The 17,694-nt window shown below is 61.0% G+C and carries 17 protein-coding genes; 5 read left to right on the top strand and 12 right to left on the bottom strand.

Going from position 1 to position 17,694, the window contains the following annotated elements; genetic code table 11:
* Positions 1 to 31: 31 nt before the first annotated feature.
* From ABIE33_RS16035 to mmsB, 4 genes are all read left to right on the top strand, one after another.
* Positions 32 to 1,450 (top strand): helix-turn-helix domain-containing protein, encoded by a 1,419-nt coding sequence (locus ABIE33_RS16035; protein ID WP_429126568.1) that lies wholly within the window; start codon positions 32 to 34, stop codon positions 1,448 to 1,450.
* Between the two features lie 122 nt (positions 1,451 to 1,572).
* Positions 1,573 to 2,715 carry an isobutyryl-CoA dehydrogenase gene (locus tag ABIE33_RS16030; RefSeq protein WP_429126565.1) on the top strand — a complete coding sequence of 381 codons (1,143 nt, stop codon included), beginning with the start codon at positions 1,573 to 1,575 and terminating at the stop codon, positions 2,713 to 2,715.
* 12 nt (positions 2,716 to 2,727) lie between these two features.
* Positions 2,728 to 3,792 carry an enoyl-CoA hydratase/isomerase family protein gene (locus ABIE33_RS16025; RefSeq protein WP_429126562.1) on the top strand — a complete coding sequence of 355 codons (1,065 nt, stop codon included), beginning with the start codon at positions 2,728 to 2,730 and terminating at the stop codon, positions 3,790 to 3,792.
* 56 nt (positions 3,793 to 3,848) lie between these two features.
* Complete coding sequence (gene mmsB, locus ABIE33_RS16020; protein ID WP_429126559.1) at positions 3,849 to 4,745, top strand: 3-hydroxyisobutyrate dehydrogenase; 897 nt, start codon at positions 3,849 to 3,851, stop codon at positions 4,743 to 4,745.
* Positions 4,746 to 4,806: 61 nt separating this feature from the next.
* On the opposite strand, the gene ABIE33_RS16015 is transcribed toward mmsB, so the two are convergent.
* The gene (locus ABIE33_RS16015) at positions 4,807 to 5,232 is read right to left on the bottom strand and encodes a tautomerase family protein (protein ID WP_429126556.1); all 426 of its coding nucleotides are present in this window, start codon (positions 5,230 to 5,232) and stop codon (positions 4,807 to 4,809) included.
* A 105-nt stretch (positions 5,233 to 5,337) separates the two neighbouring features.
* Between ABIE33_RS16015 and ABIE33_RS16010 the strand changes: the two genes are divergently transcribed.
* Positions 5,338 to 6,201, top strand: a complete 864-nt coding sequence (locus ABIE33_RS16010) for a LysR substrate-binding domain-containing protein (protein ID WP_429126554.1) — start codon at positions 5,338 to 5,340, stop codon at positions 6,199 to 6,201.
* A 21-nt stretch (positions 6,202 to 6,222) separates the two neighbouring features.
* On the opposite strand, the gene ABIE33_RS16005 is transcribed toward ABIE33_RS16010, so the two are convergent.
* From ABIE33_RS16005 to ABIE33_RS15955, 11 genes are all read right to left on the bottom strand, one after another.
* Positions 6,223 to 6,972 carry an SDR family oxidoreductase gene (locus ABIE33_RS16005; RefSeq protein ID WP_429126552.1) on the bottom strand — a complete coding sequence of 250 codons (750 nt, stop codon included), beginning with the start codon at positions 6,970 to 6,972 and terminating at the stop codon, positions 6,223 to 6,225.
* 117 nt (positions 6,973 to 7,089) lie between these two features.
* Entirely contained in the window at positions 7,090 to 8,721 is a 1,632-nt protein-coding gene (locus ABIE33_RS16000; protein ID WP_429126550.1) for a hypothetical protein, read from the bottom strand.
* Positions 8,722 to 8,723: 2 nt separating this feature from the next.
* A complete protein-coding gene (locus tag ABIE33_RS15995; RefSeq protein WP_429126548.1) occupies positions 8,724 to 9,839 on the bottom strand; it encodes a DegT/DnrJ/EryC1/StrS family aminotransferase in 1,116 nt (371 codons plus the stop codon).
* Positions 9,836 to 10,327: an acyltransferase gene (locus ABIE33_RS15990; protein WP_429126546.1), complete on the bottom strand. Its 492-nt coding sequence runs from the start codon at positions 10,325 to 10,327 to the stop codon at positions 9,836 to 9,838. The genes ABIE33_RS15995 and ABIE33_RS15990 overlap by 4 nt, the downstream gene beginning before the upstream one ends.
* On the bottom strand, positions 10,327 to 11,475 hold the full coding sequence (locus ABIE33_RS15985; protein ID WP_429126544.1) for a DegT/DnrJ/EryC1/StrS family aminotransferase: 1,149 nt from the start codon (positions 11,473 to 11,475) through the stop codon (positions 10,327 to 10,329). The genes ABIE33_RS15990 and ABIE33_RS15985 overlap by 1 nt, the downstream gene beginning before the upstream one ends.
* Positions 11,472 to 12,449: an NAD-dependent epimerase/dehydratase family protein gene (locus tag ABIE33_RS15980; protein WP_429126905.1), complete on the bottom strand. Its 978-nt coding sequence runs from the start codon at positions 12,447 to 12,449 to the stop codon at positions 11,472 to 11,474. The genes ABIE33_RS15985 and ABIE33_RS15980 overlap by 4 nt, the downstream gene beginning before the upstream one ends.
* Before the next feature lie 40 nt (positions 12,450 to 12,489).
* On the bottom strand, positions 12,490 to 13,530 hold the full coding sequence (locus ABIE33_RS15975; protein ID WP_429126542.1) for a Gfo/Idh/MocA family protein: 1,041 nt from the start codon (positions 13,528 to 13,530) through the stop codon (positions 12,490 to 12,492).
* Positions 13,531 to 13,747: 217 nt separating this feature from the next.
* Positions 13,748 to 14,452: an acyltransferase gene (locus ABIE33_RS15970; RefSeq protein WP_429126540.1), complete on the bottom strand. Its 705-nt coding sequence runs from the start codon at positions 14,450 to 14,452 to the stop codon at positions 13,748 to 13,750.
* A 565-nt stretch (positions 14,453 to 15,017) separates the two neighbouring features.
* Positions 15,018 to 15,794, bottom strand: coding sequence for an ABC transporter substrate-binding protein (locus ABIE33_RS15965; protein ID WP_429126538.1), 777 nt, complete (start codon positions 15,792 to 15,794; stop codon positions 15,018 to 15,020).
* Positions 15,795 to 15,923: 129 nt separating this feature from the next.
* Positions 15,924 to 16,319 (bottom strand): VOC family protein, encoded by a 396-nt coding sequence (locus ABIE33_RS15960; protein ID WP_429126537.1) that lies wholly within the window; start codon positions 16,317 to 16,319, stop codon positions 15,924 to 15,926.
* 94 nt (positions 16,320 to 16,413) lie between these two features.
* The gene (locus ABIE33_RS15955) at positions 16,414 to 17,322 is read right to left on the bottom strand and encodes a DMT family transporter (RefSeq protein ID WP_429126536.1); all 909 of its coding nucleotides are present in this window, start codon (positions 17,320 to 17,322) and stop codon (positions 16,414 to 16,416) included.
* Between the last annotated feature and the right edge of the window lie 372 nt (positions 17,323 to 17,694).

Below are 17,694 nucleotides of genomic sequence, written 5' to 3'. Positions count from 1 at the left end.
ATTGCGAAATGTAAATTGCAAAGTTGCGAACATGGCGATCGGCAAACTCTATATCGGCCGCAAGGTCAGGGAACTTCGGGATGCGAACCGGGCGACGCAGGGGCAGTTTGCCGAGCGCATCGGCATCTCCACCAGCTATCTCAACCAGATTGAGAACAACCAGCGGCCCGTCTCGGCTTCGGTTCTTCTGGCACTTGCCGAAAAATTCCAGATCGATATCGCCGAACTTTCGACCGGCGAAGGTGACAGGTTGCTGTCCGCCCTGTCTGAGGCGCTCAGCGATCCGCTGTTCGAGACCTATTCGCCGAGCCTTCAGGAACTGAAGCTGATCACCCAGAACGCGCCGGGGCTGGCGCATGCGCTGATCAGCTGCCATCAGGCTTATCGCCGCAACAGTGAGCAACTTGCCAGCATCGACGATACCATCGGCCGCGGCGGGCCTTCGATGGAGACGACGCCCTATGAAGAAGTTCGCGACTTCTTCCACTTCGTCGACAACTATATCCACGACATCGATCTTCTCGCCGAGCGGCTTGCAGGCGAACTCGGGCTTGGCGAGGGCGACAACCATGCGGCGCTGGCAGCCTATCTCGAGCAGCGCCACGGTGTGCGCGTCTTGCGGGGGGCGGCCGGCGACGAAGCGATCCGGCGCTATGACCCACGCGCACGTTTGCTGACGCTGAACCCCTATGCACCCGCCGCCACACGCGACTTCCAGATCGCCCTTCAGATCGCCCAGTTGCACGCCCGCGAAGAGATCGACCGCGTGGCCGGCGGCGCCGGTTTCCGCACGGAGGAAGCCTACGAGATCTGTCGCATCGGGCTGCAGAACTATTTCGCCGGGGCGCTGATCCTGCCCTACCAGGCTTTTCACAAGGCGGCGCGCGAGCTCAGGCACGATTTCGAACTGCTGGCTGCGCGTTTTGGCGCGTCGCTGGAACAGGTCTGTCACCGCCTGTCGACGCTGCAGCGCCCGGGCCAGAAGGGCGTGCCGATCTTTTTTGCCCGTATCGACCGGGCCGGCAATATCACCAAGCGCCACAGTGCGGCAAAGCTGCAGTTCGCCCGTTTCGGGGCGGCCTGTCCGCTTTGGAACGTGCATCAGGCTTTCGAGACGCCCGGCCGCATCATTCGTCAACTCGCCGAGACGCCCGACGGTGTGCGCTATCTCTGCCTTGCCACCCAGATCACCAAGGGTGGCGGCGGCTTTCGCGCGGCCCAGCCGCGATACGCCTTGGCGCTCGGTTGTGAGATCTCCTACGCCGACGCCTTCGTCTATGCCGACGATCTCGATCTCGGCAACCGCGCCGCGTTCGACCCGATCGGCATATCCTGTCGGATCTGCGAGCGGACGAAATGCGCCAGCCGTGCCGTGCCGCCGCTCAAACGAAGGCTGATCGTCGACCATGACTTGCGCGGCGCTCTGCCGTATCGTCTGAGCGAGAGCTAATAGGGATTTGGTCGCTTCTGTTCGTTTTTGAACAGAACCTGTGAGAAGTTGCACCTGTGCCTGTACGGAATTTGGTGTAACTAGCCCCAATCGTTCAATATGCGGTCAGGGAGGACATGCATATGGATTTTCGCCTGTCAGAGGAACAGGAAGCCATCCGCCAGATGGCGCTCGACTTCGCTCGTGACCAATTGGCGCCCAACGCCATCGAGTGGGACCAGGAAAAACATTTCCCGGTCGATAAGCTGCAGGCCGCAGCCGCTCTCGGTATGGCGGGCATCTATATCAGCGAAGATGTCGGTGGCACGGGCCTGACGCGGCTCGACGCCGCAATCATCATCGAAGCCTTGGCAACCGGCTGCCCGGCGGTCGCCTCCTTCGTTTCCATTCACAACATGTGCTCCGGCATGATCGACCGATATGGCACCGACGAGCAGCGCCATCGGCTGCTGCCGAAGCTGCTGACCATGGAGACGCTGGCGAGCTACTGCCTCACGGAGCCCGGATCCGGCTCGGATGCGGCTGCGCTCAAGACCAAGGCAGTCAAGGACGGCGACAGTTACGTGTTGACCGGCCAGAAGCAGTTCATCTCCGGTGCCGGCGTGTCCGGCCTCTACGTCATCATGGCAAGAACTGGCGAGGATGGGCCGAAGGGCATCTCTACCTTCGTGGTGGAAAAGGATGCGCCGGGCCTCAGCTTCGGCGCCAACGAGAAGAAGATGGGCTGGCACGTTCAACCGACCCGCGCCGTGATGCTCGACGGCGTGCGGGTTCCCGTTGAAAACCGCCTCGGCGCCGAGGGTGACGGCTTCAAGATCGCCATGGGTGGGCTTGATGGCGGCCGCTTGAACATTGCTGCGGCCTCGCTTGGTGGCGCGCAGGCGGCCTTCGACCGGGCGCTTGCCTATGTCCAGGAGCGTCGCGCCTTCGGCAAGGCGATCGGCGAGTTCCAGGCGCTGCAGTTTCGCCTCGCCGATATGGCAACCGATCTAGAGATCGCCCGTACCTTCCTTTGGCGCGCGGCCTCTGCACTCGACGCCGGCGACGCCGAGGCGACGAAACTCTGCGCCATGGCCAAGCGCTTCGTCACCGATCGCTGCTTTGCAGTCGCTAACGACGCGCTGCAGCTCCATGGCGGCTACGGCTATCTCGCCGACTACGGCGTCGAGAAGATTGTCAGGGACCTGAGGGTGCACCAGATACTCGAGGGCACCAACGAGATCATGCGGCTGATCGTGGCGCGCTCGATCATCGGCCGGAAATAGGAAGGGCTTTTCATGGAAATGCAGGCGGTAGCACCGGAAGTCATCGTCGAGCGCCAGGGCGCGATCGGCCGCATCCGGCTCAATCGCACGAGGGCGCTGAACAGCCTCAACGTGCCGATGATCCGGCTGATCGCCGAAGCGCTGACCGAATTCGAGAGCGATCCTTCAGTTGCAGCCGTGATGGTGACGGGTGAAGGCGAGCGCGGGCTTTGCGCCGGCGGCGATATCCGCATGATCTATGAGAGCGGCCGAGAGCGGCCGGCCGAAGGCGCACAGTTCTGGCGCGAGGAGTTCGTCGTCAACAGCCGGATTTCCGCTTATCCGAAGCCCTACATCGCCATCATGGACGGCATCGTCATGGGCGGCGGCGTCGGGATCTCGGCGCATGGCAGCCACCGTATCGTGACCGAGCGCACCCGGCTCGCCATGCCGGAAACCGGCATCGGCTATTTCCCGGATGTCGGCGCCACCTGGCTGCTTCCACATGCGCCGGGTGAATTCGGCACCTATCTCGGTCTCACCGGCCGCGATATTGCTGCGGCTGATGCGATCCATGCGCGGTTTGCCGACCATTATGTGCCGACTGGCAAGCTCGAAGAGTTGATCTCTGCCCTTGTCGCACTGCCGCCTTCTGCCAACACCGCGGATGTCGATGCCGCAATTCAGGGCGTTGCCGAGCAAGCGCCATCCTCGCCGCTTGCTGCACATCTAAAGGCAATCGACCGGTGCTTCGCTTTCGATACGGTCGAGGAGATCCTTTCGGCGCTGGAGGCGGAAGATAGCGACTTCGGCTGGGAAACGCTGGCCCTGCTTCGTTCGCGTTCGGCCCTGAGCATGAAGCTGACGCTCGACCTGTTGCGAGCCGGTCGCAAGAGCGCCTCGCTCGACGAATGCCTCGAGCGGGAATACTCGGCCACGCTCGGCATGCTTTCCAATCCCGACTTCTATGAGGGCGTGCGTGCAGCCGTCATCGACAAGGACCGCAACCCGAAATGGTCGGTGGGCCTGTCTGATGTGACGGAAGAGATGCGCGCGCGATTTGCGAACCGAGATCACCTGCCACTGTTTGTCGCCTGAGGGGAGTAAGCCGCTCTATTCGGCGTTGATCGAACTGCAATTCAGGAGGAGTGAAGATGACGAAGATCGCCTTTATCGGGCTTGGCAACATGGGCGGCCCGATGGCCGCTAATCTGGTGAAGGCCGGCCACGCGGTGACCGGCTTCGACCTGTCGGAGGCATCACGCAACGCTGCGGCCAAGACGGGTGTTTCGGTTGCAGGCTCGATCGCGCATGCGGTGCGCGAGGCGGAATGCGTCATCACCATGCTGCCGGCCGGCGCCCATGTACTCTACGTCTGGGATGAACTGCTTGGCTTCGTCGATCCGGGGACGCTGCTGATCGACAGTTCCACCATCGATGTCGACAGCGCCCGCAAGGCGCATGCACTTGCCGAAAAGGCCGATTGCCGTTCGCTGGACGCCCCCGTCTCCGGCGGCACCGGCGGCGCTGCCGCGGGCACACTCACCTTCATGGTCGGCGGTACCGACGATGCCTTTTCCCGCGGCAAGCCGCTGCTCGACGCCATGGGCAAAAAGATCGTCCATTGCGGTGACGTCGGGGCTGGCCAGGCGGCAAAGATCTGCAACAACATGATCCTCGGCATTTCCATGGCGGGCGTCTGCGAGGCCTTTGTGCTCGCCGAGCGGCTCGGCTTGTCGCATCAGGCCTTGTTCGATGTTGCGTCCACTTCGTCCGGCCAGTGCTGGTCGCTGACGACCTACTGCCCGGTGCCGGGACCGGTGCCGACATCGCCTGCCAACAACGACTACAAGCCGGGTTTTGCGGCAAGCCTGATGCTGAAGGACCTGAAGCTGTCGCAGCAGGCGGCAAGCACAAGCGGTGCCTCGACCCCGATGGGCGCCCAGGCAGCTCAGCTCTATTCGATGTTCGAAAAACTCGGCCACGGTGGCGAAGACTTTTCCGCGCTCATCCACCTGCTGCGCGGCAATGAAGAGGCAAAGCCCGGCTGAGCCGGCCTAGCAGGCATACGGCGTCGATCCGAGCAGACGCCGTATGCTTTCGGTACAATCCTTAAGCGTTGGCGCCTAAACCCGCCGCGTTGAGCTTGTTGCTGATGTAGCGAAACTCCTGCGTCTTGCCTTCGTAACCATAGGCGGCAGCCGAAACCTCGTGCACGAGGATATAGCTTTCCGGATGGACATTGCCGAAGAGCTGTTGGAAGCCGGCAAAGACGGCCTCGAGGTAGCTCGCCATTTCCTGCTTGGTGTTGGTACCGTCCACCACCTTGATATCAAGCCAGAAACTGTTGGCGCCCTGCTCGGCGAGCGAGCGGCCGCCGGCGAACCAGTGCGCGGGATCGGCGTAGTTGACGACGATGGCCGTAATCGTCGGGTCCTTGCGCAAATGCATGGCCGTCAGTTCGCTGACGGCGGCGGCGATGCGCTGGGACAGGACGGGGTCGGCCTTGCCGGTGACGGTGATATTGATGATAGGCATGATTGGCTCCTTGAGGTGTCGGATTGTGTTGAAGCCAATCTCGCATCCATTTTGATCAAGTAAAATCGAATTGTTTATGATTGATAATTCGATTATGATGAAGTTATGCAAACACTTGATCCGGACCTGTTGCGCACATTTCTGGCCTTTGCCGAAAGCGGTTCACTGGCCCATGCTGCCACAGTCGTGGGGCGCACGCCTTCGGCGGTTACTGCCCAGATGCAGAGGCTGGAGGCGCTGATCGGGGAGGCGTTGCTGGCGCCTGCCGGGCGTGGGCGGGTGTTGACGCCGGCCGGCGAAGATGTCGTGGTACACGCACGCAAGATCCTCGACGCTCACCGTAATGCGTGGCTCAGCCTTAAAGGCGCGCGCACCGACGGCCGCGTTTCGCTCGGATGCACCCAGGATTTTGCCGACAGCACGTTGCCGACGTTGCTGCAACAGTTCGCACGCTCGCATCCGCGGGTGCGGCTGGACCTGCGGGTCGGTCGTTCGAAAGAGCTGTTGAACCAGTATGATCAGGGTGCGGTGGACGTGGTGATCGTCATGCGGCAAGGCGGGGCGGTCGACGAAGTCGCGGTGCTGCGCGAACCGATGGTCTGGTTATGCGCGTCACCTGATGTCATGCCCAGCGACGAGCAATTGCCGCTTGCCGTCCTTGATCCGCCCTGCGGGTTTCGCTCGGCGGCAATCGACGCGCTTGAGGCAAGCGAAAGGTCCTACCGGATAGCAGCGACAAGTCCGAGCCTCTCCGGACTTCGCGCCGCGGTTCGCGGCGGCATAGCATTGACGGCGAGAACCGAACGCTTCATTGGCGAGGGTGTCGCGATCGCGCCCGCGAGGTTGGCGCTTCCGGCCTTGCCCGATGCCGAGTTCAGCCTGCGTCTCAAGGCTGGCACAGAAAGGGCCGCGAGGACACTCGCGGACCTTCTTGCCGATGGGCTTTCAAAAGCGGCCGCTGCGCCCTGACCGCGACTTAACCGCAGCGGCTTACATCTGCACTGTCATGCCGCCATCGACCGTCAAGGTGATGCCATTGACGAAGCTCGCGGCTGGTGACGCGAGGAATACGGCAGCAGGCGCTATTTCTTCCGGGCGACCCCAGCGCTTCAATGGAATGCGGACATCGACGAATTGCTGCAACACAGGATCGGCGGCAAGCGCAGCGTTGGTTTCCGTCGCGAACCAGCCGGGCGCGATGGCGTTGACCGTCAAGCTGTCGGAGCCGAGTTCGACGGCAAGCGATCGCGTCAATGCCTCAAGCCCGCCCTTTGCCGCGGTATAGGCGGGATCACCTGCGCGGGCTGCAACGGCCGCGATCGAGGTAACAAAGATCAGCCGTCCGGCTTCCGATTGCCGGAGATAGGATAGTGCCGCCTTCGCCATGCCGTAGGCGGCGGTCAGATCGGTGTTGATGAGGGCGGCAAAGCCGGCAGGATCCATATCGTCCGTACCGCGGCGGTCGCGCTCGCCGACGGCGTGGATCAGAATGTCCAGCCTCCCGGTGCTGCCAGTCGCTGCGGCCAGGATCTCGTCCACATTCGCCGCCACGTTGCCGGGGGCGATCTCAAGAATGATGCCTTCGCTCGCGACCTGATTGCGCGCGGCTTCCAATGCCGACCGACCCCGACCGTTGATCACGACCGACGCGCCCGCCTTGGCAAGCGCCTTTGCCATCTCCAGGCCAAGTCCACGGCCACCACCGGTCACCAGGGCGGTCTTTCCTGTCAGATCGAACATATCTCGCCTCTTTTTCACTGTCCGGAGAACTTTGGCCGGACGGACATGCGGAGGCAAGTCTTGATAGAGCTCATGGGAGCGACGAGGCCATGGGTATCAACGGCCTCGCGCCCCTATTCAGTTCGCCCCGAGCATGATCTTGGACCGGCCGTCGAGAACAGCCCCGTAGCGAATCCGATCGGCCCGGCCATTGGCAGCCAATACGCGCTCGGCGAGGGAGATCCAGGTTGCGAGATCTTCCTGACCAAGCCAGTGGATCGACAAGCAGTCGCCGGGCTCTGCCCCGTCGGCATCGGCGGTTTCGTCAGCCTGTTCATCCGGGTCATCACGCCATAGCCATTGCATGCGCCGGATGCTGACGTGGGGTGCGTCGATCGCACGCTCCAGCATCAGGTCGCGTAGGCCTTCATCTTCCAGCAGTTCGGCAAGCATCAACAGCCAGGCGATTTCAACCGGATCGAGGCGGCCCAGTTCCGGGTCCGATTGGCCCTGGGCATTGCCTCTGCGGCTGAGCCAAAGAGCCGCCTGATTGAGGTCACCCTCAAGAAGCGCGATGACGCCCAATAGGATCCAGGGCTCTGCAACATGACCGATCCAGGTGGTCAGGTCGTTGAGAGCTGCCTTGGTAGATGTAAGGTCTTCTCCTGAGAGGATCGCGTCGCGCGCCGACCGGAGCACGGCGGACATCGGGCTATCGAAGATGACAGCGTCGGCGATCCACGGCGTACCGGCCGCGGCCGGGACGTTTTCGAACGACCCGAATTTCCCTTGCTGCTGCACGATTTCGCCCGGCTGCAGCCTGACACGGCACTCGAACCAATCGAGCATGTATGTCCAGGACTGCCGGGTATAGCGGCTGTGAACGAGGTCATGCCCCTGCTTGCAGATATAGGAATAGAGATCTGGGCTACGGGAGATCGCATTTATCTTGATATAGAGCTCGCGGCCGGAGCCGAGCACGCAATTCTCAAGGTCGACGAAACCGTACTCCTTCAAGGGCTCCGATTCTGGCGCGACCAGAATGGCGCCCGATGCCGGGATTTCCAGATGTTTGCGAACGACGTAGTCCATCCGCGTTGTGTCGGAGATGGAGAAATAGCTCTGCGAAATCAGCCGCGAGTATTTCTCGTCACGAACCTCAAAGGGGGCCTGGTGGTTCTTGTCGTAACCGGGATGCGTATAGACCAGTGTCGGGAACAGGCGTTGGATCTCTTCCGTCACTTGTGCCCGCCAGGGGTAGAAGGTTGGGAAAAGATGCCCACTGAAGACCGTGACGGGGATTATCTTGTCGAGTTTGTAGTCCTGAAAGACGGTCGGATCGATGAATTTCGGCAGGATGAAAGAGGCGATCCGCAGCAGTTCCGGCATATGCTGTATTTGTTCGTTGCCGGTGCAGAAAACCGTGTCGATGCCGTAGTTGTCGAGCATCTGTAGAATGAGCGGCCGCATCGGGTCGTGCGGGTCGCAGTTGAGATAGAGCGCGCGCGGTACATGCGGATGCATATGCGCGTTGGCGATATTCAACCGGTGAGGTCGGCCCCAATGCACGGAATCGAAGATCAGGAAGTCGGGTTTTAGCTGTTCGTAGACTTCGGCGAAGTCGAAGTCCTGCTCGATGACGCTGACGTCACAATGCAACGCAAGCGTATGCACCCATTCATCGACGACGTTTGCAAGCATAGATGCGGTGTTCGGGTTCGGTCGCGGGCGTACGCAGAGAACCTTGCGACGCGGTGCTGTCTCAGCCATGGCTACTCTCCGTCGAAAAATGCAAGGACGGCGTCAATGACGCGTTGCTGCTGGTCGGCGCGCATGCCGGCGAACATCGGCAGCGACAGACCCTGGGATGCGAATTCTTCGGCGACAGGGAAATTCGATTGCCCCGCAGCGATCTCGAGAAGGCACGGCTGCCGGTGCAGCGGGATCGGGTAGTGCAGGCCTGTCTGGATGCCGTGTCCATCGAGATAGGCCTTCAACTCGTCGCGACGTTCCGTGCGCACGACATAGAGATGATAGACGTGGTCGCCATGAACGATCTGCGGCAGCTTCAACGGTGTTGCCGCAAGAGTGTGCTTGTAACGCGCCGCGATCGCGCGCCGTTGATCCGTCCAGGCGTCAAGGTGGCCGAGCTTGTGACCAAGAACGAGCGCCTGGAGGCCGTCCATGCGGTAGTTGTAGCCAATCCGTTCGTGCAGGTACCGCTGCGACTGACCATGATCCCTGAGTGCCCGCAGCGCCTTGGCATGCTCGTCGTCATTGGTGACGATGAGACCGCCTTCGCCGGCGCCGCCGAGGTTCTTGCCCGGATAGAAGCTGAAGCAACCCAGATCGCCGATCGTCCCGAGGCTGCGGCCAGCATGGCGTGCGCCGATCGCCTGGGCGACATCCTCGATCACCGTCAGCTTGTGGCGGCGAGCAAACTCCATTGTGGCGGCCATGTCGGCTGGCTGCCCGTAGAGATGCACCGGGATGATGGCCTTGACGCCGTCGTCCAACCGGCGTTCGGCATCGGCAAGATCAATGGTGCCGGCGGCGGCTTCCACGTCGCAGAAGACCGGGATCGCACCTTCATAAAGAAGGCCCCACACCGTCCCGATGAACGTATGCGCAGGCACGAGCACCTTGTCCCCACGGCGAATTCCAGCGGCAATGACGGCGAGGTGCAGCGCGGCGCTGCCACTGCTGACAGCAACGGCATGCCGTGCACCCAGATAGTCGGCGATGCTTTTTTCGAACTCCGTGGCCCATGGTCCGAGGCAAAAGGCGTTTGCCTCAAACAGCCGTTCGACGTCGGGCATAACGTCGGCACGGATCTGGTTCCACTGGATCGAGAGGTCGACGAAAGGTACGGTGGCGTGCGCGTTCATGCGGATGTCCGTTGCGAAGGGGAAGTTGAACCGACGATGCGGGCGGGGTTGCCGGCGACGATGGCGTGATCGGGGACGCTGCGCGTCACGACGGCACCCGCAGCCACCAATGCGTATTGACCGATGACCAGGTCCGGCAGGATCGTTGCATTGCTGCCGATCGATGCACCTTTGGAAACACGGGTCGGCAGGCAGGTCCAATCGGCTGCTGATTGCAGGCTGCCGTCGTCATTGATCGCGCGCGGGTAGCGGTCGTTGGTAAACATCACACCGTGCCCGACGAAGACGCCGTCTTCGAGGGTGACACCCGAGCAGATGAAGCAATGCGACTGGATCTTGCAGTTCGCGCCAATCTCAACGTCAGACTGGATCTCGACGAACGTGCCGACACGTGTGCCATCTCCGATCTTGCAGCCATAGAGATTGGCGAGCTCCGGATGGTAGATGACGACATTTTCACCCAGGACAACAGTGTCGGCGATGGGCATCAGTTCAATCCTTGTGCGGAGAGCGACGTTTTCAGCGCCTCGACCACCGTGTTCTGCTCGTCCTGCGTCATGCCGTTAAACAGCGGAAGAATGAGATGGGTGCGGCTGACCTTCTCGGATCGCTCCAATCCGTCGTGGCGGGCGTCTTGCCAAGGCTTTTCAAGATGGCTCGACATGATCGCGCGGCGGGTCGCGATACCGTTGTCCAGCATGGATTGCATGACGCCGTCGCGATCCGCAGTCTCAGGCAGGCCAACGCAATAGCTCTGCCAGTTCGAGCGCGCCCAAGTGGGTTCGGCCGGCACGGCGACGCCGTCAATCTCGCCGAGTTGCTCCTCGTAGCGTCTCGCCAGGGCACGGCGCTCGGCAACGATGCTGTCCAGTCGCTTCAACTGTTCGCGCCCGACTGCGGCCTGCATGTCGGTCATCCGGTAATTGAAGCCGGATTCGTCGTAGGTTTCGGTCACGACGCGGTTGGACTTATGGCGGGCAAGATCCGAAACGCTCATGCCGTGCTGGCGAAGCAGACGGCAGCGTGCGTCGATTTCGGGGGCGTTCGTCGTGATCATGCCGCCTTCCCCTGTGGTCAGGATCTTGCGGGGATGGAACGAGAAGCAGGCGACATCGGAGAAGGTGCCGCCAAGCTTGGTCCAGGTGCCGTTGGCCTGGATTTCAGCGCCGCTTGCACAAGCCGCATCCTCAACCACCCGCAGGCCGTGGGCGCGGGCGACTTCGCAGATCGCCGGAAGGTCACAGGGCATGCCGATCTGATCGACGCACAGAACTGCCTTCGTGCGTGGGGTGACGAGTGCGGCGATCGCGTTCGGATCGATGTTGAAACCATCCGGGCCGATATCGGCAAAGACTGGCGTCGCACCACACATGTGAATGGAGTTGGCCGTGGCAATGAAGCTGTGGCTGACAGTGATGACTTCGTCACCGGGTCCGACGCCAACGGCCAGCAACGCCAGATGCAGCGCCGTCGTGCAGTTCGATACCGCGCAGGCATGTGCAGCGCCTGTCATCGCCGCAAACTCGCTTTCGAAGGCAAGAACCTGCGGACCTTGCGTCAGCCAGCCCGAAGCAATGACCGCGGCAACAGCGTGAGCCTCAGCCTGGCCGACAAGAGGACGCATCAGCGGGATCATTGCGCCGCCTCCATCGAGAGAGCGCGTTCCTGCTGCCACCACTCGACAAGATCGGAAAGACCCTGCTCAAGGGTGATCGTCGCTTCGAAGCCAAGCTGTTCTTTTGCCTTGCGCGGATCGGCGAGACGCCGCTCGACGGGATTGACGCTTCGAGCCGGCATGTATTCGATCGACAGATCTGGCCGCCCCATGGTCTTCAGCAGCGCATCGGCGAGCTGCTTGAGCGACACTTCCTCGCCCGAGGCAACGTTATAGACCTGATCGGACGCAGGCGAGAGCGCCGCTGCGATATTGGCGCGTGCAACGTCCCGGACGTCGATGAAGTCCATCGTCTGCAGCCCGTCGCCGAAGATGATCGGCGCCTGTCCGGCAGCGATCCGTTCCATCCAGCGAATAAGCACCTCGGTGTAGCGACCATGGATATCCATGCGGGTGCCGTAGACGTTGAAGTAACGCAGGGCGCAGTAGTTGAGGCCAAACATGTCGTTGAACGAGCGAAGCAGGCTTTCGTTGAGAAGCTTGAGCCCGCCATAGAGGGTCCGGTCGGCGTAGGGCGCCGCGGCTTCGGTCGTCGGGAATTCCGGGGCAAGCCCGTAGATCGAGGCGGAAGAGGCGGCGATGAGTTTTTCGACGCGGTGCTTTACGCAGGATTCGATGAGATCGAATGTCGATTGCCCCATCACTTCGAAGGCGTGGCGCGGTTCGGCAGCACAATGGGTAATGCGAAGGGCCGCCTGATGGAAGACCACGTCGCTGCTGCCGATCAAGCTGTCGAGCAAGTCGCGATCGCGAATATCCGCGTTGATGACTTCCAGGCGGTCGGGGTGGGCGACCGATGCGAGATTGGCGAGCCTGCCACGCACCATATTGTCGATGACGACCACCTTTGCGACGTCTTGCTGCATCAGCTGATCGACGATGTGCGAGCCGACAAAGCCGGCTCCTCCCGTTACCAGGATGCGCTTGCCTCTCAGGGCGTTGACGGTTTCGGACGATGATGTGTTCTGCATTGGTTTATTCCGCGGCTACTGCGTTGATGGAGGCGGGCATGAACCCGCGGACGCGACGAAGGCTGAGATCAAGCGCGGCCTGGGCGCGCTCCAGCGTGCGCACGACGCGCAGACCAAGTCGCCCGTCTGTCTTGCAGGCGACTTGTTTCGTGATGGATTGCCGGAAGTGTTCGACGACATCGACAAGCGGCTCGGATGCTGCAAGCCGGGGCGAGGATACGGATCCAATCCGGTAGTTCGGCAGAATGAGATCCCGTTCCTGCTTCGAATGGAACGTGATACCGGAATCGTAGATCTTCAGCGGCTCGTCGCGGTTGAGATCGTCCCAGACGACCATCTGCTCGCTGCCGCCGATCGCGACGCGGCGAAGCTTCACCGGCGACATCCAGCTCAGATTGAGGTGAGCCACCATCGAATTGGGGTAGTGCAGCGTCAGGTAGCTGATGTCAGGCGAGCCCTGATTGACGTGGCAGTAGCCGGTGGCCTCGACGTCGACGGGCTCGATGCCGAAGAGAAAGTCGAGGATCGACAGATCGTGCGGCGCAAGGTCCCAGAGAACGTTCACATCCGGCTGGAAAAGACCGAGATTGATGCGCTGGGAGTCGAAGTAGGAAACGTGGCCGAGTGCGCCGGAATGAACGAGATCCGCAAGCTTCAGCACCGCGGGGTGGAAGAGGAAGGTGTGGTCGACCATCAGGGTCAGCCCGTAGGCCTCGGCGCGTGCGACAAGATCGCTCGCCTCGGCGCTGGATGCGCACATCGGCTTTTCGACCATGACATGCTTGCGGGCCTCAAGGGCCGCGCGCGCCAGATCATAGTGCGACGACACCGGCGTCGCGATGACGACGGCATCGATCGTCGGATCCGCCATGATGGCGCTGGCGTCGGCGTGAACGACGATCTGCGGGTGCGATTGGCGAAGCTTTTCTGCGAGTTCCGGTTTCGGATCGACGATGGCAGCGAGTTCAATGCCCGGGTTGCTCGATAGCACCCGAAAAAGATTTCGCCCCCAATACCCCATCCCGCAAAGTGCGACCCTGATCATGCTGATTCCTCTCAAGCAACCGCGTAGGTTCATATTGCGAGGAAAGCTTGCTTGGGCCTGACGTGGGCAGGGTTGGCGCGATGCCTGCGGACCAAAGGATCGACCTGCGAATAACGGGCACTTGGAACTGCGCGCAGATTTGCGCGCAAGCACCTTCACACGGATTCGGCAGGACCGGTGCGAAGCTGCATGGAAGTGGCAGCCGCCCGTCGGTCACTTAGCTTTTTGGGTTTGCCAGCTGCGCCTCCAGGGCCGCAACCCGCTCTTCCAGTTTCTTCAGGGATCGCGGGCCACTCAGGACCTCGTCATCGGCCAGATCGCGGTCAACGAAGGTGAGGGGAGAAATGATCACCCTGTCCCCGATCGTGACACCTGGCGCTATGACGGAAGGCCCCGCTATGAAGCAGTTGCTTCCGATGCGCGTGCGCCGGTAGGCGATCTTGTCGCGGGAGGATCCCGTTTCACCGCTGGTGGCCTGTCGATGACTGGTATGGCTCCAGACCATCACGCCGAGGCCAATTTGCGTATTGTCTCCGATTTCAAGGCCGCCTTGGGCATCGAGCACCGCGCCTTCGCCAATCCAGACATTTTCGCCACATTCGAGCTTTTCAGGTGCCAGGATCTTTGCTCGTTCGCGGATCCTGCAACCATTGGGCAACCCGAGAAATTGCGCGCGTTCGCGATCCGTCATCAACTCCGTCGCGTGGTAATTCAGAATTTGCGCCCGAAGTCGCGCGTCGTCGCTACTGAATGCATCCACACCGGATGGACCTGGTCGTTCTGACGGCGGCGCCATGAGTGGCAGCAGTTGTTCGATGAGGGCGCGAGAGGACTCGTCTCGCAATTGTGGGATTGAGCGGAGAAGGTCTTCCAATGGTCTGCTGAGCAAGACGGCAAGGTCGTCGAGAGCTTGGTTCGGCATCGTGGCTTTCGCGGCATTTTTGTTGGAGTCGGCAGACGCATTGATATCGCATGTGAGCGCTCTGCCAAATGATTTGAAAGGAGATCTCACGAAAACTTCTCGGGCATGCGGCGAAGACATAGAGGTGTTGGCATTTCAACGATCTGTCGGTTGTCGGTCCGCACCAATTCTTGACAAACTCTGCCTAAACGAAGTCGGCGTCTCCGCTAGCCAACGGAAATGTCCGTGGCGCCGTGACATCACGCGCTGAACTTTCATTCTGGTGTGAGTGCAACCTTTGTTGCGCGGCTTGTGGGTCGTGTCGTGCCGTGCCTTCGCCAAGCTTCATGCACACATTGAGATCGACAACACCGCAAGCCTGGCCTGTTTTCGACGGTGCGATTTCGTCGAGGCTGTGGAGCAGAACGGCGACGAGTTTTGTCTATTGGTCTGGCGTCCAGGGTATAGGCGCGCCTCATTCCTTCAGAACTGCCTGTCGTTTCCGCAAAGCCGCTCAACACTTTTGCGCGACGAGTGCATTCACCGACCGCCAATACGGTGGGCGGCCGGTGAATGAATGGTTGGCCTACTTCATCGTATAGACATCAATAGTGAAGTACTTGTCGTTGATCTTCTTGTAGGTGCCGTCGGCTCGAATTTCGTCGAGCGCCTTGTTGAGCTTCTCGCGCAGGTCGTTGTCATCCTGACGCACGGCAATGCCGACGCCGTCGCCGACGAATTTCTTGTCGGTGATCGGTTCACCGATGATTTCGCAGCAAGCCTTGCCGTCGTCGTTCTTCGTCACCCAATCCAAGAGCGGCAGCATGTCGCCGACTTGCAGGTCGAGGCGGCCGTTGACCATATCGAGGTTGGCTTCATCCTGGGTCGGATAGAGCTTGATGTCCGCATCCGGATAGGTGGCGGCGATGAAATCGGCCTGGGTGGTGCCAGACTGGGCGCCGATCACCTTGCCCTTGAGAGCTTCGTTGGTAAACGTGGTGAAGCCGGCGCCCTTCGGCGCCACATGTGTCATCGCCGCAAGATAATAGGGGTTGGTGAAGGCGACCTGCTTCTTGCGTTCCTCGGTGATGAACATCGAGGCGATGATGAGGTCGTATTTCTTGGCGAGCAGGCCGGGGATGATGCCGTCCCAATCCTGCGCGACAACCTCGCACTCGGCCTTCATGCGCTCGCAAAGCGCCAGCCCGATATCGACATCGAAGCCGCCGATCTTGCCGGCGGAATCGACAAAGTTGAAAGGCGGATAGGCACCTTCGGTGCCGATCTTGATCTTGTCGGCGGCCGCCGCCGACGTTGCCGTCGCCATGACGGCCAGCATCATCGCTGCAATCTGCTTCTTCATCCGAGTTCCCCTTGTTGGCGCATCATTCTTGATGCTTCCGGAGAACACTAAGTCCGCTCTGGCTATAAGCGAAATAGATAGGCGCGATAATCGCTATTGTTTCGATTGATCATGATCGCCATCAGGCGATCACTTGTACCTACCGTGGCGCTGCAGGACCTCGATCTTGTAGCCGTCCGGATCGGTGATGAAGAAAAACCGTGCCAGAAGGGCACCATCGCGATTGAACTCGACGATCTTGTTCGGACCAAGCCCAGCCTCGGTCAATCGCTTGTGTTCGCTGTCGAGATCGCCCACCGATAGCGCGAGGTGACCGTAGCCGTCGCCGAGCGCGTAGGGCTCGGTGCGATCCTTGTTGATCGTCAGTTCGAGTTCGAACTCGCTCTCTTCATTGCTGAGATAGACAAGCGTGAAGGTTTCGAAATCGAGCCGCTCGGCGACCGAAAGCCCGAATGCGATCTTATAGAAATCCAGCGATTTCCGCTCGTCGAGCACCCGGATCATCGAATGGATTGCTTTGGCCAAGTGAGCCTCCTTCAGCTTTGAGACGGGTGCGAGGTATCAGAGGGCGAGTGAGGAGGGAACCCTTCCTCCCGAAATTCCGAGCGCCTGCCGACGGCTAGACGTTGCGGCCCCGCTTCTTCAACTGCTGTTCGCGGAAGAAGATGAAGAGGCCCGAGGCGACGATCAGCCCGGCGCCGATGATGACGGTCAGACGCGGCGTGTCTCCGAAGAACCACCAGCCAAAGACGACGGCCCAAAGGAGGAGCGTGTATTGCAGCGGCACCACCGTCGCCGCATCAGCGAGTTTCAGTGCGCGGTTGACCAGAATGTGCGCAAGCATCGCAACGATACCCAGCATGCCGAGCTGAAGCAACGCCTCGCCATCGACGGGCGCCCAACCGGCTGGGTTGGCCGCAACGCCGACCAGCGAAAAGACGAGCGCGCCGATCACCTGCCAGAAGACCAGTGTCGTATCCGGGGTCGAGCGTAGCGTTCGGCCGAGCATCAGCGCAAAGGCGAAGGCGGCGCTGCCGACAAGCGCGATCAGGGCCGGCAGGCTAAAGGTGTCCTTGGACGGCTCGAGCGCGATCACGACGCCGGCAAAGCCGACGAGGATTGCCGTCCATCGTCTCCAGCCGACCTTCTCGCCGAGCAGGAACGGCGAGGCGGCGGCAACATAGATCGGGGCTGCCAGCCAGTAGGTCATGGTGTCGGCGAGCGGCATGTACGCGACGGCGAAATAGAAGGCCGACGCGTCTACGGCAAAAAGCAGCGAACGCAGCGCCTGGAGCCACGGCCGCTCGACCTGCAACATCGAGCGCAGCCCGCGTTTCAGGATGAACGGCGAAAGCACGAGGAGCGCTGCGATGCTGCGGATGACCATCAACTGGCTGACGGAATAGGTCGCCACCAGCCATTTGCCCATGACGTCGTTCAACGAGAACATCAACATGCCGAGAAGCATGATGATGACACCCGTCCGAGCGGCGTTCGGCGCGGTTGCGGAGGCGGTCAGTATGGTCATGGGAGCGGCTTTCAAAGGTGTTCGCGTGCCTTTGACACATTCCGTCGCGCCAATCCATCGCGCTCTTTGTATGGGACCATAAGTTTTGCGAATGAATCCGGCCCGCCCGCCCGTCAATCTGTTTGGGATAATTTTAATCTTGGAACACCAGATCACCCTGTGGGAGATGGCGTTGCCTCTTGACGTAATGCACGGTGCTGCTACTTAAGGGTTGATCCTGCCGTCCAGACATCGGACCGCGGGATGAACATTGGTGCCGGGCCCCTCTGGCGAGAGTTTTTACGGCGCTCTCGTGATGTCGGTACCGCCAGCAAATTAGCCGGCGGATTAGCTACCATGAAAACTGATCTCATGCCTAACGCATGTGCCCTT

Origin of the sequence: Ensifer sp. 4252, assembly GCF_050434565.1 — a bacterium.
GTDB lineage: Bacteria > Pseudomonadota > Alphaproteobacteria > Rhizobiales > Rhizobiaceae > Ensifer.
Note: the sequence above shows the minus strand (reverse complement) of the source record. Positions and strands in the feature narration are given on the sequence as shown.